This is a genomic window from Arthrobacter sp. Br18 (genome assembly GCF_000520555.1).
Taxonomy (GTDB): domain Bacteria; phylum Actinomycetota; class Actinomycetes; order Actinomycetales; family Micrococcaceae; genus Arthrobacter_D.
This window is the reverse complement of the sequence record NZ_KI914852.1, coordinates 103093-118187: the sequence shown is the minus strand read 5'-3', so window position 1 is coordinate 118187 and position 15095 is coordinate 103093. Positions and strand designations below refer to the sequence as shown.

The window sequence follows — 15095 nt, the reverse complement described above, 5'->3', positions numbered from 1 at the left end:
CCTGGGCGGCCGAGCCGGGGTCGGCCGTGCCGCAGGAACGCTGTGGAGGTGCGGGCCCAGGGCGCGTACCAGCCGGGACCCGCCGCCCGCCGGGGAAATGCCCCGGGTCGCCAGCAGGTGCTGCCCTGCCTTGAGCAGGTCCGGGGACCCGTCGACGCGCTCAATTCCCCACTCCCGCCAGGAGTGGGTGCCCTGGTCCGAGAAGAGCGTCTGGACGTGTACCTGATCGTCACTGAAGTCGGCCAGGACCTCGCCGTTCATTCCGCGGAGGCGGTGCACGGTGCGCTGCGTCGTCAGTCGGGCCACGGGAGTGAGTGCCTCGTTCCTGGTGTGCACGCGGATCAGCCTGAGGAGCGGTTCCGGGATGACCTTCGTCGTCCTCTCGAGCGGTTCGCGGTATTCCTTCCGCTCGTCGGCAGCTCCGGGGACTGTGAGATGCCAGCCCGCAGTGTTCCCACCGATTCGCCGACCCAACGTGATTCCCCGTGAAGCCAGGCGCAGGTCTTGAGTATCGAAATACTCGGCTCGGAGCTTGGAGTCGACGGGCTCGTCGACGGAATCGATTCCTGCCAGATCTGCCAGCGGTGGAAGGAGGGCCGTGTCGTCGACGTCGAACTTCAGCACGATTCCAGGAACAGCCGGCACGCTCATGACCGAAGCTTATGGTTCCGCGGCAGGCGTGTCATCAGTTCACCATCGGCATTGCGATCGGGCTGGAGCGGAAGCCTCCGTTTACGAATCGACGGAACGGGAGTAGACAGTAGGCATGACGAGGACAAGGGGCGCGGCACCACGGATCGCGGCGGCGCTCGCCGTCGTGCTGGGCACGAACCGGATCCCGTTCCGGGTGCGCGCCTGGGACGGGTCGGTTGCCGGCCCGGACAACGCTCCTGAGCTCGTGTTCCACTCGAGGCGGGCCCTGCGCAGGATGGTGTGGTCCCCGGGACAGCTCGGACTGTGCCGCGCCTACGTCGCCGGCGACATCGATGCTCCCGGCGATCTCTTCGAGAGCTTCGCCGCCTTGAGCTCCGTCGGCAGGTTCGCCGAGACCGGGCCGTTCCGCCCGTTGAGGGTGCGCGAACGCTGGACGCTGCTGACGTCCGCCGCCCTGCTCGGCGCGCTGGGACTTCAGCCGCGGCCGCCGCCGGAAGAGGCCGACGTCGTGCGGACCGGCAAGCGGCACTCGCGGGGCCGTGACGCTGCGGCGATCTCCCACCACTACGACGTCGGCAACTCCTTCTACTCGCTGGTCCTCGGACCGTCGATGGTCTACTCCTGCGCTGTCTGGGAAAACGGGCAGGAGAATCTCGAAGCCGCCCAGGACAGGAAGCTGGATCTCGTCTGTCGCAAGCTGGGGCTGCGGCCCGGGATGCGGGTGCTGGACGTGGGGTGCGGGTGGGGAAGCTTCGCCGTGCATGCTGCCCGGCATTACGGAGTGGCAGTGGTGGGGGTCACCCTTTCCGGCGAACAGGCCGTCTTCGCCCGGGAGCGCGTGGCTGCGGCGGGGCTGGCCGACCGCGTGGAGATCCGGGTCCAGGACTACCGTGATGTGAACGACGGCCCCTTTGATGCCGTCAGTTCCATCGGTATGTCGGAGCATGTGGGCAGGGCGGAGATCGGCCGCTATGCCACCCGGTTGCAGGACCTGCTGCGTCCCGGCGCACGGCTGCTCAACCACGCCATCTCCTGGAACGCCGGGGAAACCCTCCCGGATCCCGACTCCTTCATCCCCCGCTATGTCTTCCCGGACGGGGAGATGCTGGGTCTCGCGGAGGTGGTGGGGGTGCTTGAATCCGCGGGACTGGAGGTGATCGACGTCGAAGCGCTGCGCCAGCACTACGCGCTGACCCTGCGTGCCTGGGTGCGGAACCTCGAGGAACACTGGGATGAAGCGGTACGAATCGTCGGTGCGGGCAGGGCGCGCGTGTGGCGGCTCTATCTGGTGGTCAGCGCCGTCGGTTTTGAGACCGGGCTGACCGGCGTGAACCAGGTGCTGGTGCAACGTCCCGGCGGTATCGAGCCACCGCTGCGCCGGGCGGAGTGGATCTAGCCGCTGGGTGGAACAGCACCGGTGCGGTGCATGGCCGCCTGCGCGTCCGGCTCAGGACGCCGGTTGGCTGTCGATGAACGCCAGGTCCGACGTAGACGGCCCCTCGAGCACCCTGCCGTCCGCGGTGAAGCGGGAGCCGTGCAGCGGGCAGTCCCAGGACCGCTCGGCGTCGTTCCAGTTCACGATCCCCTTCAGGTGGGGGCAGACCGCCGACACCCGGTGCTCCACGCCGTCGACCGTGCAGACGGCCACGGGCCGGGCGCCCTCCCGGACCACGATTCCCTCGCCCTCGGGCGGAGCGCTGGAGGACGTCTTCACCAGGCCCGTCAGCCAGCCGGTGAGCGCCTCGAATCCCACTTCTGCGCCCGTGGATGCGGTCGCCAGGACGTCGGCCGGGCTCACCCGGGTCTTGTACAGGGTGTCGGCCCAGGGCATGTTGCCGCCCAGGATCTCACTGGACAGCGCGAGCGAGGCCGCGACGGCGTTCGTCATGCCCCACTTGTTGTACCCGGTGGCTGCGTAGATGTGACCGCCGCTCGCCGGGACCTTGCCCACGTAGGGGACGGCTGCCGCCGGCCGGTAGTCCTGGGCCGACCACGCGTAGGCGGGGCGCGCCGTCGGAAAGTGCTCCCGGGCCCAGCGGGTCAGGTCGTCGACGAGCGCCTGCGTCGTCGAGCGGTGGCCCACCACGTGACCGTTGCCCCCCACGATGAGGTACTTCTTCCCGTCAACCAGAGCGGTGCGGAGGGAGCGGTCGGGCGAGTCCACCGAGAGGTACATGTCCTCCGGGAGGTCGTCCGTCACCGTGAGTGCGATGCAGTAGGACCGCATAGGTTTCAGGACGGCGAAATAGCCTCCCCGGTCGAGGATCGGGAAACCGCTGGCAAGGATGACGTTGCGGGCCGTGACCGGCCCGGCACCGGTCTTCAGCTCCACGCCCTTGGTGCTGGTCCGGGCTACGCCCTTCACGCGGACACCCTCGATGAGCTTGCCTCCGTGGCGCCGGTACTCCGAGGCCAGCGCCGCGAGGACCTGCAGGGGATGGAACTGCGCCTGGTTCCGAAGACGGAGCGTTCGCCGCACAGGGAAGGGCAGTGATGCGGCGTTGCCCAGCTCGGTGGCAAGGCCGGCCTCTTCACAGGCCCCGTGTTCCGCATCGAGCTTCCTGGCTCCGCTGTCGGTGGTCGCGTAGTTGACGGCGTCCCGTCGGTCATAGGCCACGTCGTGGTCGTCGCAGAAGCGGGTCAGCCAGGCCTGGCCTTCCAGATTGGCGGTGACGTAGGCGCGGGCGAGGCCGGCGTCGTGGTGCTGGATGATCTTCGAGATGTTCGTGCCCTGCAGCAGCGAGAGCTTCGCGGTGGTGTTGCCGGTGGTGACCGCGCCCGTCGTCCGTGCCTCGAGTACCGCAACCTTGTGCCCTGCGCGCGCCAGCAGCAGGGCCGTGGTGATGCCCGTGAGCCCCGCGCCGACCACCACGGAATCGTAGGAGGCATCCGGGGTGAACGGATCGGCGGGTATTTCCGGGGCGGTATAGAGCCACAGCGACTTCACGCGGGTTCCCTTCCGTAGGTGACCAGCCCACCACTGAGCATGCCGACAGTCAAGCAGCGGGGCAAACCGCCCGCCTATAGTCGAACGATGGAACAACGACACTTGGGCAAGACCGGCCGCTCCGTTTCCGTCATCGGACTCGGCACCTGGCAGTTGGGGGCCGACTGGGGCGAGGTGGAGGACAAGGACGCGCTCGCGGTGCTGGACGCGGCCGCCGGCGCAGGCGTCACGTTCTTCGACACCGCCGACGTCTACGGGGACGGCCGCAGTGAGGCGACCATCGGGTCCTTCCTCAGGAATAATCCCGGGCACGACATCCTGGTGGCCACGAAGATGGGCCGGCGCGTGGACCACGTACCGGAGAACTACAGCCTGTCGAACTTCCGGCAGTGGACCGACCGCTCCCGCACCAACCTCGGCGTCGACACGCTCGACCTCGTCCAGCTGCACTGCCCGCCCACCGCCGTCTACAGCTCCGACGAGGTGTACGACGCGTTGGACACACTCGTCAGCGAGGGCGTGATGAGGAACTACGGCGTGAGCGTCGAGCGCTCCGACGAGGCCCTCACCGCCATCCGGCACGGCAACACGGCCAGCGTGCAGATCATCCTCAACGCGTTCCGCCTCAAGCCGCTGGACGAGGTCCTGCCGGCGGCGAAGGCCGCCGGCGTCGGCATCATCGCCCGGGTGCCCCTCGCGTCCGGCCTCCTCTCCGGCAAGTACACGAGGGAGACCGTCTTCGCCGAGAACGACCACCGGAACTTCAACCGGGACGGCGCCGCATTCGACGTGGGGGAGACTTTCGCGGGCGTCGACTTCGGGACCGGCCTCGCTGCGGCGCAGGAGTTCTCCGGCCTCGTGCCCGACGGCGTTTCCACCGCCCAGGCGGCCCTCGCCTGGGTCGCGGCGCAGGACGGCGTCAGCACCGTTATTCCGGGCGCACGGAACCCGGACCAGGCCCGGGCAAATGCGGAAGCCGCAGCCCACCTCGGACTCGGCGCAGAGCTGGACGGCGCCGTCGCCGGAATCTACGACCGTCATTTCCGGAGTGCCGTCCACCCGAAGTGGTAGCCGGTCGGGAACCTGCTGACCCGTCGCACTCCTCGTCGCGCGCGGGTGTTTTTCGTCCGCGGGCTCCGCTATCGTTGTGATCACCCACGTCAGGCGGAGTTAGAGGACGTCTGTCATCGTTAGATCACCCGATGAAGGAATCAACCATGACTGAGAACATCTCCAGCGCCGCCGCAGGCCAGAACCACACCATCCGGGACTGGACGGACCTCGCCGAAGAAATGTGGTCCTACCTGACAGGCAAGGGGGCCGCCATCGACTACAACTTCGTCGACATGACGGTCGAGGTCCCGCGCGACATCGGGCCCGATGCGCCGCGTGCCACCTGGAAGTTCAACGGAACGCTCCGCATCACCACGAGTGACAACGACGCCCGCGGTTCCGATACGCTGCGCGGCTGACGCAGGCCTCTGGCGTGAATTCCCCGATTCATCTCGACATCGATCTGGTCTTCTCGCTCGTGGAGCCTCCCCAGGGCGGCGACCCGGCGGAACACCTGAGTGGAACCGTCACGGCCGCAGGAACCACGATCGAGGTTTTCGTCGACAATCCGGGTGCGTTCGGCGGAAGCGATATGCCGAGCCTTGCGGGCATCCGTTCTCTTGCGAAGGCACTGGCAGGTCAGGGGCTCGCCGTCTCCGTCGCCGGCCCCAAGGGGAACCTCGTGAGCCTGGGGGCCGTGAAGAGTTCCCGTGCGCAGCGGCTCCTGACCCGCTCACCGCACATTCGGCTGGGATCCCCGTCGACGCTTGCGCCGCTGCTGAGGGTCGGCCGGCGGGCGTTGGAGAGCAGTGGATCGAAAGTGGGAATGCCGCCGTCGACGCCGTTTCCCCTGGTACCCACGGCCAACCGCCGGATCAAGCGCACCATCACCACCACCCACAATGCGCCGGGCAGCGGCAGGCCGCGGCTGATCTTCGTCGAGGATTCGGCCACGTGGGAGGGGCAGGTTCCGCGTGAATTCGAGCTGTCGCAGGACCGCTCCAGTATCGGCAGCGCGCCCGGTAGTTCGCTGCAGCTCGGGGGGTTGCAGGACCTCCATGCGGAAATCGTCCACACGGCGGACGACGAGTACGTGCTGATCCCCCATGGTCCTGTCGGCGGAAGCGTGAACGCCAGGGGTGAGTCCATTCTTCGAACGGGAGCAAGGGTTCAGCTCGGCCCGTGGCGCCTCGCCTTCTTCCGCGAGGAGTACGCAGATCACGGGAGGCCCTTCGGCGGCAGGAGCGGCGGGGAGCTCGCCTACCAGCGCCCGCAGCGGAACCCGCGCACCGGCGCGACCGAACAGGACGGCTCCGCCGGAATCGGGGACTTCCGGCGGCCGCCCCGTTGACGAAGGGGAACTGATCGCAGGTGACCGACAGCGTTGAACTGCTGCTCGATCCCGTAGCGCAGAACGCGGTGCTCGAGGACTGGAAGGCGCTGGAGGACACGGGCCTGCCCAATTCCTCCAGGCACGCGTCCTGGAGCAACAGCCCCCACATCACGCTCGCAGCGGCGGCGAGGATCGACGCCGAACACGACGCCGGTCTTGCCGCCGCCGCGCAGGCCCTGCCGATCGCACTGGCAACTGCCGGGCTGCTCGTCTTTCCGACGAGGAACAAGTTTGTCCTCGCGCGACAAGTGGTCTGTTCGCCGGCGATGATGGAGCTTCACCGCCGCATCTGGGCCGTCCTTGCTGTTGCTCACCCCGTACCCACCACTATGGCAGGGCAGTGGACACCGCACCTCACCCTCGCCCGGGGGCTGACGGCCGAGGAGCTGGCCCGGGCCGCTGCGGCGATATCCCGCCGGGAGCTGCCTCCCCTGCACGCAGTCGCTGCACGCCGCTGGGACAGCGTCGGCAAAGCCGTCGTGCTCCTGGCGCCCCGAGCGGATCCCGCCTAGTCGGGCAGTCCGGGCGCGTCCGGCAGGAGCACCAGGGCCTGGACGGCGGCATGGTCGGAGGGATAGCGTCCGTCCGGCCGGGTGGTGTTGATGGCAGCTTCCAGCACGCTGATATCCGGGGACGAAAGGATCCAGTCGATGCGGCGGCCGCCTTCGACGGGATCCCCGTAGCGGGGGGTGGTTCCGTAGGTGGGAGTCCGATGCTCGGCGGCCGCGGCCCAGGTGTCGAGGAACAATCCCGACTCGAGGAAGGCTCCGTAGGTGCTGGAGGAACCGGCTGACGAGTTGAAATCCCCGGTGAGGATGGTGGGCAGCCGCGGCTGGAACACGCGGACCAGGTCCAGGATGGCGTGGGCGCTGCGGAGTTTGGCCTCATCCGAATCATGGTCGAAGTGCGTGTTGATGACGAGGATCTCCTGGCGTGTCACCGTGTCGAAGAATCGCCCCCAGGTCACGATCCTCGCGACCCCGTTGCCCCAGGTGATGGACCCGATGAGGCGTGGCGTTTCGGACAGCCAGAACTGGTCCCATTCGAGGAGCTGCAACCGGTGAGCATCATAGAGGATTGCTGAGTACTCCCCTTTGCTTCCGCCGTCGCGGCCGTAGCCGATCATCCGGAAGTGGGGAGGCAGCGCCGCTTCGACGGCGGTGAGCTGGTGGGAGAGGGCTTCCTGCACTCCGAGCACCGCCGGACGCTCGAGCCTGAGGAGACGCTGCAGTGGCAGGATCCGCTCGGGCCAGTAATCGGTTTCGCCGGGCTGTGTCGCATGCCGGTCGTACCGGATGTTGTAGCTCATGACGTGGAGAGCTGTGCGCGCTCCACCGATCAGCGGTGGGTCGGGTGCGGTGGTCACCGGGATCTATCCGAGGTGATCCACGAGTTGCTCGGCGATGCCGGTGTAGCTCGCCGGTGTCATGCTCAGGAGGCGCTGCTCGGCCTCCCTGCTGAGCCCCAGCCCGCCGACGAATTCCTGCATGCGGACTGCATCCACGCGTTGGCCCCGGGTCAGCTCCTTCAGCCGCTCGTACGGGTCGGCCAGGCCCGGAACGCCGGCAATGGCCTCGGCACGCATGACCATCTGAATGGCCTCTCCGAGCACTTCCCAGTTGGCCTCGAGGTCGGCGGCGAGGGCGAGCGGGGCGACGTCGAGGCGCCCCAGGCCCTTTACCACATTGGAGATGGCCAGCAGGGAATGCCCGAACGCCACGCCGATGTTGCGCTGGCTGGAGGAGTCCGTGAGGTCCCGCTGCCATCGTGACGTCACGAGGGTGGCACCCAGCACGTCCAGCAGCGAGGAGGAGATTTCCAGGTTCGCCTCCGCATTCTCGAACCGGATGGGGTTCACCTTGTGCGGCATGGTCGAGGAACCCGTAGCACCCGCCACCGGAACCTGCACGAAGTACCCGATGGAGATGTAGCTCCAGACGTCGGTGCAGAAGTTGTGGAGGATGCGGTTGAAGCGTGCCAGGTCGGCGTACAGCTCAGCCTGCCAGTCATGGGATTCGATCTGCGTGGTGAGCGGATTCCAGGCCAGTCCCAGTCCCTCGACGAAGGAGCGCGACACCTGCTGCCAGTCCGCTGCGGGAACCGAGGCATAATGCGCGGCGTAGGTTCCGGTGGCTCCGTTCATCTTGCCGAGGTAGTCGGTCTGCTCGATCCGCTTCAGCTGGCGCGAGAGGCGGTGAGCCACCACGGCCATCTCCTTTCCCAGCGTGGTGGGAGTTGCGGGCTGGCCGTGGGTCCTCGAGAGCATCGCCATGCCGCGGAAACTGCGCGCGAGCTCACCGATGTGTGTCACGAGGTCCTTCGCCGCGGGCAGCCAGACGCGTTCCACCGCTCCCTTGACTCCGAGGGCGTAGGAAAGGTTGTTGATGTCCTCCGACGTGCACCCGAAATGCACGAGGGGCTTGAGGTGCTCGATCCCGAGGCCAGCGAGGCGCCGCCCGATGAAGTACTCCACGGCTTTGACGTCGTGCACCGTGACCTTCTCGATGTCGGCGAGTTCCGCGACGGACGCCGTGTCGAAGGAGAGCACGATGTCCCTCAGCGTCTCCTCCTGTGCCGGCTCGAGCTGCCCTGCTCCGGGCAGCACGCCCTGGCGCGTGAGATGGATCAGCCATTCGACTTCGACATGCACCCGGTCCCGGTTCAGGGCCGCCTCGGAGAGATAGTCGACGAGGGGTGCAACAGCCTCCCTGTACCGGCCGTCGAGCGGCCCCAGAGAGAGGGAGGAGGCTTCCCCGTGGGATGTGGCAGCAAGTTCTACCCGGAGGAGTGCGGAGTCGGCCATGCCTCAAGTCTTTCACGCCCGCTCAGTAAACGCTGTCCACATAGCCCGTTTCGCTCGTCATGGCCCGTTGTCCGGCACCTAGCGTGGTCGCCAGAGGGAGGAGAAAGGAGGCGTGGTGACGGGTATGCGGAGGAACGACGACGACGCCGTCCAGCCGTGGATGACCGGAAGCTCCGCCGCCTACGCGGCCGGGAGCAGACTGCGATGGCAGGCAGGACAACTGGAGGCGATCCGGCAACAGGCGCTGTCGGTGTGCCTGCTGAGCTGGGAATCGCCGGCGGGCAGCCGGTTCGTCGCCTACCTGCAGAGCCGCGCTGCGGCCATGGCGGTGTCCGTGACCCTCCTGTCGACTGCTGCGCTGCTTGCCGATGCCCACGCGGATGCGCTGCGCCGGGCGGAAGAAGCCTCCGCGGTGGCGGCCGGACAGTGACTCGCCCCTCGGACTTCCTGAGGCCCGTTACCGATGGTGAAGCCTATGTAGCAGTGCGAGGCGGTGTGGGAGGCATCCGCTTCCAGTGGGACGAGCTTGAGCAGGCGTCAGTTCGGCTTGACCACCTCGCGGAGGGAGCGCGCGAGGTGGCGGCAGCCCTGGTCTACGTGGAACTGGAACTGGGACAGGACATTCCGCCCGCCGTGGCGTGGCAGAGCGGAGCGGGCGCCGGGTTGCTCGACTCCCGTGGAGCTGCCTGCAGCGCCGTTCGGGACGCCGCGCGAGCCGTGCTCGCCGACGAGGACAACCTGACGGACGCCGCCCGCCGCATCACTGCCAGTCGGTTCTCCTACCTTGCAGCGGATGCCGCGGCACAGGGCGCGATCGCCAGGGTCTCACAGCGCACGGAGGAAGCCGCGCGGGCGGCGGCCGCCGTCGGGATCGCCTCGGGAATCCTGCGGCCGGGCCCGGTGCGGATCACCCCGCCGCAGGACGTCGGCACGAGCGTACCCTTCGAGGGCACAGTCGGATCACTGATCACCCGGATCGCCGCGGTGGAGGAACGCGGGCCCGGCACTTTCGAGGTGCTGCGGACAGCGGGACTGGAGGGTCCGGTCTACATCGTGGTGCTGCCGGGAACCCAGGGCTCAGGGCTGGAAGCCGGAAACCCCTTCGTCGACGCCGGCAACGCCGAAGCAGTACTCCTGGACAGCCGCTACGTGGGCCCTGCCGTCGCGCGGGCACTGGAGGACTCGGGTGCGCAGCCGGGTGACCGGCTGATGGTCGCCGGATACAGCCAGGGCGGGCTCCACGCGATGAACCTGGCCGCCGATTCCGGGCTCGCGGCGACCTACGACGTCGGCCTCGTTGTCACTGTCGGCTCTCCGACCGGCTGGGAGGGCTCAGTGCGGACCGAGTACCTGCACCTCGAACATGCTAATGACGCCGTGCACGGCGTCGATGCCGCCCCCAATCCTGACGAGCAGCACCGGGTGACGGTGAACCTCGCACATCCGGTGCCGAAGTTGGGGGAGGGCCCCCGCCTCGGGAATCCTGCGGCCGGGCCCGGTGCGGATCACCCCGCCGCAGGACGTCGGCACGAGCGTACCCTTCGAGGGCACAGTCGGATCACTGATCACCCGGATCGCCGCGGTGGAGGAACGCGGGCCCGGCACTTTCGAGGTGCTGCGGACAGCGGGACTGGAGGGTCCGGTCTACATCGTGGTGCTGCCGGGAACCCAGGGCTCAGGGCTGGAAGCCGGAAACCCCTTCGTCGACGCCGGCAACGCCGAAGCAGTACTCCTGGACAGCCGCTACGTGGGCCCTGCCGTCGCGCGGGCACTGGAGGACTCGGGTGCGCAGCCGGGTGACCGGCTGATGGTCGCCGGATACAGCCAGGGCGGGCTCCACGCGATGAACCTGGCCGCCGATTCCGGGCTCGCGGCGACCTACGACGTCGGCCTCGTTGTCACTGTCGGCTCTCCGACCGGCTGGGAGGGCTCAGTGCGGACCGAGTACCTGCACCTCGAACATGCTAATGACGCCGTGCACGGCGTCGATGCCGCCCCCAATCCTGACGAGCAGCACCGGGTGACGGTGAACCTCGCACATCCGGTGCCGAAGTTGGGGGAGGGCCCCGACGGCGAGGTGGAGGGTAAGGGCCTCGGGCCGGCGCACAAGCTCGCCAACTACGCCGAGGGAGCACGCCTGGTGGACGCGAGCCTGCTGCCCTCCCTCGCTCCAGCTGCGTCACTCCTGACCGCCGCCGGCGTCTCCGGAGTGGCCTCCAGCCGCATGTACACCGCCGAGCGCATACCGGCGACGGCGACCGGCCCGGCCCCGCGGGACCGGCACGGCGGCGGGAAGGGTCGCCGTCGGGCGGGCTAGTTCCTCGACCGCGTCAGCGTCGAGAGGACCAGCGATACCACGCTGACGATCAGTGACCCGAGAATTGCAGTCCAGAAGAACGAATCGACGGAGAACCGGACGGGAGTGAAGGAGGTAAGCCAGGACGTCAGCAGAAGCATCCCGGCATTGATCACGATCGTGAACAGTCCAAGGGTGAGGATGGTGAGCGGGAGCGACAGGAACCCCACGATCGGCCGGATCAGGGCATTGACCAGGCTGAAGACCAGGCCGACGAAACCGAAGGCGAGGACCACGCTGATGGTTTCTGCACCCGCGGGCTCCACAGCGGTGCCTGCGACATCGGCCACGGCACGCCCCAGGGCGGGATCTGCAAGGACCTCCATTCCGGGCAGGAGAGTAACGGCGGCCCACAGGGCCACGGCGTTGGACACGATGCGGAGAATCCACTTCAACATCCGACCATGCTGTCACACCGGGCTGCGCGCACCCCGGCATTAGGCTGGGTTCATGACGTCAACCGAGAATCAGGCCGGCTTCGCCGGAACGGCCGCCGCCGGCATTCAACCGCGGAGGGCGCTGGGCAAATTGCCTCGTTATGCGGCGGGCAAGCCACCCATGGTCGTCGAGGGCCTGCAGGGCTACAAACTGTCGTCCAATGAGAACGCCCTTCCTCCCCTTCCTGCCGTCCTTGACGCGATCCGGGCCCAGACAGCTGTGAACCGTTACCCGGATCCCATGACCACCGCGCTGCGCACTGCCCTTTCCGCCTACCTCGACGTTCCCGCAGCGGATATCGTCACGGGGGCGGGCAGCCTCGGCGCGTTGAACCAGGTCCTTGCCGCCTTCGCCGGCCAGAATGACTTCGAGGCACCGGACGAGGTGATCTACGCCTGGCGTTCCTTCGAGGCCTACCCCATCTGCATCGGATTGGCTGGTGCAGCCGGCGTGCAGGTTCCGGTCCGGCCGGATGGAACCCACGATCTGGAGGCGATGGCCGCCGCCGTCACCGAGCGCACCCGGGTGATCCTGCTGTGTACTCCCAACAATCCGACGGGGCCGGGACTCTCGTCGAACGAGGTCGAGGGGTTTCTGCAGGTCATCCCTGAATCCGTGGTGGTGGTGATCGACGAGGCGTACCAGGAATTCGTTCGGCATGCCGATGCGGTGGACGGCATCGCGATGTATCGGAAGCACGAAAACGTCATTGTGCTGCGGACCTTCTCGAAGGCGCACGGCCTGGCAGGGCTTCGGGTCGGCTACTCGGTGGCGCAGCCGCTGCTCACCGAGTACCTGCGCGTCAGCGCAGTGCCGTTCGCAGTGTCCCAGGTCGGCGAACACGCGGCAATCGCATCCCTCGAGCATCACCATGAGGTGTCCCAGCGGGTTCAGGGAATCGTGGAGGAACGAACCCGCGTGGTTGACGGACTGCAGAGGCTGGGGTGGAGGATCCCCGAGTCGGAGGGCAATTTCGTCTGGCTGGCACTCGGGTCCCACGCGCAGGACTTCGCCGAACTCGCCGGGCAGCAGGGACTGTCAGTCCGCGCGTTCGGCCAGGAGGGCATCCGGGTGAGCATCGGGGAACCCGAGGCCAATACCCGGTTCCTCGAACTCTGCGCCGGTTACCCCCATTCCCCCGGGCATTGCTGAGTCGTCGTGAATAGGTCCCGCTCCGGCCACTGGCTAGTCTGGAACTTCGAGCCCGGGAGGACACGTAGGTCGATGGTTGACCCGGTCCGGAATATTCCAGCGGGTACATATATCCCTGTGTCAGAGATTCTGGAAGGAGTGCCATGAGTGGCAGCCGCCTCCCCGCCGCCGAATTCGAGTCGGAGGAGATGGTTCGCGCCCAGCAGCGGTCCGGCTCCGCCGACGATCCCGACCTGGTGCAGTTCCTCGACGCGGACGGCGTTCTCAAGAACGACGCCGATTACCGCGGACACTTCGCGGCGACGGGCGCCGACGAGCTCAGGGCCCTCTACCGCGACATGTACCTCATCCGCAGGTTCGATCAGGAGGCGACAGCCCTCCAGCGCCAGGGGCAGCTTGCCCTGTGGGTGCCCCTCACGGGGCAGGAAGCCGCCCAGATCGGTTCCGGGCGCGCACTCGAGCCGCAGGACTACGCCTTCCCCACCTACCGGGAACACGGGGTGGCGCTCACCCGGGGGGTCCGCCTCCGGGAGATCCTTCGCCTGTTCCGCGGGGTCACCAACGGCGGGTGGGACCCGCGGGAGCGCAACTTCCACCTCTATACGCTCGTGCTCGCAGCACAGGCTCTCCACGCCGTCGGCTACGCCATGGGCATCCAGCGCGACCAGCTTGCAGATCCCGGCCTGCCGCCGGCAGTGTCGGTAGCCTACTTCGGCGACGGCGCCAGCTCCGAAGGGGACATCCACGAGGCGATGGTTTTCGCGGCATCCTTCGATGCGCCCGTCGTGTTCTTCTGCCAGAACAACCAGTGGGCCATCTCGGTGCCATCGACGGTGCAGGCCCGGGTGCCCCTTGCCAGGAGGGCCGAAGGGTACGGCTTCCCTGGTATCCGCGTTGACGGAAACGACGTCGTCGCGGTGGAAGCAGTCACGCGGTGGGCCCTGGATCATGCGCGCTCGGGGAAGGGGCCCGTCCTGATCGAAGCTTTTACCTACCGGATGAGCGCACACACCACGGCTGATGATCCGACGAAGTACCGCCTTGCACGCGACGACGCCGATTGGCATCCGAAGGATCCGCTGGCCCGCCTCGAGAAGCATCTGCGCAGCAGCGGCAAGGCCGACGACGTCTTCTTCGCGCAGCTGTCCGCCGAGTCCGGGGCCATGGCCTCCGACCTCCGCCGGGATGTGCAGGCCATGGCGGCACCCGGCATGGAGGAGCGCTTCAACACCGTGTACGCCGAGCCGCACCCACTGGTGCAGGAGGAACTGCAGGCCTGGCGGGACTACGAGGCCGGTTTCGCCGTGGACGGGGACGGCCGCTGATGCCGGTATTGACCATGGCGAAAGCCATCAATGAAGGACTGAGGGCCTCCCTGGCCAGCAACCCCAAAACCTTGCTCATCGGAGAGGATATCGGCGAACTCGGCGGCGTCTACCGGGTGACGGAGGGCCTCAAGGGCGAGTTCGGCGCAAGCCGCGTCGTCGATTCGCCGCTCGCCGAGTCGGGCATCATCGGAACGGCGATCGGGATGGCGCTTCGCGGGTACCGCCCGGTGTGCGAGATCCAGTTCGACGGTTTCGTGTTTCCCGGCTTCAACCAGATCACCACGCAGCTGGCGAAGCTCCACACACGCAGCGACGGCATGCTCAGTGCCCCGGTGGTGATCCGGATCCCCTACGGCGGAGGAATCGGCAGCGTGGAGCATCACTCCGAGTCACCGGAGGCACTGTTCGCCCACACTGCGGGCCTGAGGATCATCACGCCGTCGAACCCGCAGGACGCCTACTGGATGATCCAGCAGGCCATCGACTGCGCCGACCCGGTGATCGTGTTCGAGCCGAAGCGGCGGTACTGGCTGAAGGGAAACGTGGACACGACGGCGCCGTCCGGCGACCCCTTCACCGCGCACCTTCTCACCCGGGGCACCGACGCGACGCTGGTCGCGTACGGGCCGTTGGTTCCGGTTGCACTCGCCGCAGCGAAGGTCGCCGAGCAGGACGGGCGCAGCGTCGAGGTCATCGACCTGCGATCCATCTCGCCGATAGATTTCGACACCGTGACGGAGTCCGTTCAGCGTACGGGACGCCTGGTGATCGCACATGAAGCACCGACCTTCGGCGGGATCGGCGGCGAAATAGCGGCCCGGGTGTCCGAACGGGCCTTCCTGTCGCTCGAGGCGCCGGTCATCCGCGTCGGCGGGTTCCACATGCCCTACCCGGTTGCGAAGGTCGAGGACCAGTACCTTCCGGACATCGACCGGATCCTCGAGGCCCTCGACCGGTCCTTCGCCTACTAA

16 protein-coding genes are annotated in these 15095 nt (G+C 67.6%); 11 read left to right on the top strand and 5 right to left on the bottom strand.

The annotated features are described in order from the left end of the window. Positions 1-651, bottom strand: a 651-nt coding sequence (locus tag Y704_RS19320) for a CYTH domain-containing protein (RefSeq protein ID WP_155850235.1), incomplete at its 3' end; no start/stop codon positions are given. A 115-nt stretch (positions 652-766) separates the two neighbouring features. Between Y704_RS19320 and Y704_RS0106080 the strand changes: the two genes are divergently transcribed. Beyond that, positions 767-2050 carry an SAM-dependent methyltransferase gene (locus Y704_RS0106080; protein ID WP_026549457.1) on the top strand — a complete coding sequence of 428 codons (1284 nt, stop codon included), beginning with the start codon at positions 767-769 and terminating at the stop codon, positions 2048-2050. Between the two features lie 51 nt (positions 2051-2101). On the opposite strand, the gene Y704_RS0106075 is transcribed toward Y704_RS0106080, so the two are convergent. Then, positions 2102-3601, bottom strand: a complete 1500-nt coding sequence (locus Y704_RS0106075) for an FAD-dependent oxidoreductase (protein ID WP_026549456.1) — start codon at positions 3599-3601, stop codon at positions 2102-2104. An 87-nt stretch (positions 3602-3688) separates the two neighbouring features. Between Y704_RS0106075 and Y704_RS0106070 the strand changes: the two genes are divergently transcribed. The 4 genes from Y704_RS0106070 (at position 3689) to Y704_RS0106055 (ending at position 6559) form a co-directional block, all read left to right on the top strand. Beyond that, complete coding sequence (locus tag Y704_RS0106070) at positions 3689-4672, top strand: aldo/keto reductase (protein ID WP_026549455.1); 984 nt, start codon at positions 3689-3691, stop codon at positions 4670-4672. Between the two features lie 146 nt (positions 4673-4818). Beyond that, the gene (locus Y704_RS0106065; protein ID WP_173401127.1) at positions 4819-5073 is read left to right on the top strand and encodes a hypothetical protein; all 255 of its coding nucleotides are present in this window, start codon (positions 4819-4821) and stop codon (positions 5071-5073) included. A gap of 14 nt (positions 5074-5087) precedes the next feature. Continuing rightward, positions 5088-6005, top strand: coding sequence for an FHA domain-containing protein (locus Y704_RS0106060; protein ID WP_026549453.1), 918 nt, complete (start codon positions 5088-5090; stop codon positions 6003-6005). Between the two features lie 20 nt (positions 6006-6025). Further along, positions 6026-6559, top strand: a complete 534-nt coding sequence (locus Y704_RS0106055; RefSeq protein ID WP_026549452.1) for a 2'-5' RNA ligase family protein — start codon at positions 6026-6028, stop codon at positions 6557-6559. Here the strand turns inward: Y704_RS0106055 and Y704_RS19315 are convergent. Together Y704_RS19315 and purB are read right to left on the bottom strand one after the other, a co-directional pair. Then, positions 6556-7413: an endonuclease/exonuclease/phosphatase family protein gene (locus tag Y704_RS19315; protein ID WP_253904242.1), complete on the bottom strand. Its 858-nt coding sequence runs from the start codon at positions 7411-7413 to the stop codon at positions 6556-6558. The two genes, Y704_RS0106055 and Y704_RS19315, sit on opposite strands and share 4 nt — an antisense overlap. A gap of 6 nt (positions 7414-7419) precedes the next feature. Beyond that, positions 7420-8850: an adenylosuccinate lyase gene (gene purB, locus Y704_RS0106045; protein WP_026549451.1), complete on the bottom strand. Its 1431-nt coding sequence runs from the start codon at positions 8848-8850 to the stop codon at positions 7420-7422. A gap of 115 nt (positions 8851-8965) precedes the next feature. Between purB and Y704_RS0106040 the strand changes: the two genes are divergently transcribed. The 3 genes from Y704_RS0106040 to Y704_RS24385 all read left to right on the top strand — a co-directional run bounded on the left by Y704_RS0106040 (position 8966) and on the right by Y704_RS24385 (position 11167). Next, positions 8966-9280, top strand: coding sequence for a hypothetical protein (locus tag Y704_RS0106040; RefSeq protein ID WP_155850229.1), 315 nt, complete (start codon positions 8966-8968; stop codon positions 9278-9280). 65 nt (positions 9281-9345) lie between these two features. Continuing rightward, a complete protein-coding gene (locus tag Y704_RS22660; RefSeq protein ID WP_051476744.1) occupies positions 9346-10650 on the top strand; it encodes a hypothetical protein in 1305 nt (434 codons plus the stop codon). Further along, entirely contained in the window at positions 10598-11167 is a 570-nt protein-coding gene (locus Y704_RS24385; protein ID WP_051476743.1) for a hypothetical protein, read from the top strand. The genes Y704_RS22660 and Y704_RS24385 overlap by 53 nt, the downstream gene beginning before the upstream one ends. Here Y704_RS24385 and Y704_RS0106020 read toward each other — a convergent pair. Next, positions 11164-11604: a phage holin family protein gene (locus Y704_RS0106020; protein WP_026549449.1), complete on the bottom strand. Its 441-nt coding sequence runs from the start codon at positions 11602-11604 to the stop codon at positions 11164-11166. The two genes, Y704_RS24385 and Y704_RS0106020, sit on opposite strands and share 4 nt — an antisense overlap. A gap of 52 nt (positions 11605-11656) precedes the next feature. Between Y704_RS0106020 and Y704_RS0106015 the strand changes: the two genes are divergently transcribed. The 3 genes from Y704_RS0106015 to Y704_RS0106005 all read left to right on the top strand — a co-directional run bounded on the left by Y704_RS0106015 (position 11657) and on the right by Y704_RS0106005 (position 15095). Next, positions 11657-12796, top strand: coding sequence for a histidinol-phosphate transaminase (locus Y704_RS0106015; RefSeq protein WP_026549448.1), 1140 nt, complete (start codon positions 11657-11659; stop codon positions 12794-12796). 143 nt (positions 12797-12939) lie between these two features. Continuing rightward, positions 12940-14121, top strand: coding sequence for a pyruvate dehydrogenase (acetyl-transferring) E1 component subunit alpha (gene pdhA, locus Y704_RS0106010; RefSeq protein ID WP_026549447.1), 1182 nt, complete (start codon positions 12940-12942; stop codon positions 14119-14121). Next, on the top strand, positions 14121-15095 hold the full coding sequence (locus tag Y704_RS0106005; protein WP_026549446.1) for an alpha-ketoacid dehydrogenase subunit beta: 975 nt from the start codon (positions 14121-14123) through the stop codon (positions 15093-15095). The genes pdhA and Y704_RS0106005 overlap by 1 nt, the downstream gene beginning before the upstream one ends.

Coding starts and splice junctions, on each gene's coding strand:
- Y704_RS0106020 (WP_026549449.1), bottom strand. CDS start 11,604: ATGTTGAAGTGGATTCTCCGCATCGTGTCCAACGCCGTGGCCCTGTGG.
- pdhA (WP_026549447.1), top strand. CDS start 12,940: ATGAGTGGCAGCCGCCTCCCCGCCGCCGAATTCGAGTCGGAGGAGATG.
- purB (WP_026549451.1), bottom strand. CDS start 8,850: ATGGCCGACTCCGCACTCCTCCGGGTAGAACTTGCTGCCACATCCCAC.
- Y704_RS0106015 (WP_026549448.1), top strand. CDS start 11,657: ATGACGTCAACCGAGAATCAGGCCGGCTTCGCCGGAACGGCCGCCGCC.
- Y704_RS0106080 (WP_026549457.1), top strand. CDS start 767: ATGACGAGGACAAGGGGCGCGGCACCACGGATCGCGGCGGCGCTCGCC.
- Y704_RS0106005 (WP_026549446.1), top strand. CDS start 14,121: ATGCCGGTATTGACCATGGCGAAAGCCATCAATGAAGGACTGAGGGCC.
- Y704_RS0106065 (WP_173401127.1), top strand. CDS start 4,819: ATGACTGAGAACATCTCCAGCGCCGCCGCAGGCCAGAACCACACCATC.
- Y704_RS0106070 (WP_026549455.1), top strand. CDS start 3,689: ATGGAACAACGACACTTGGGCAAGACCGGCCGCTCCGTTTCCGTCATC.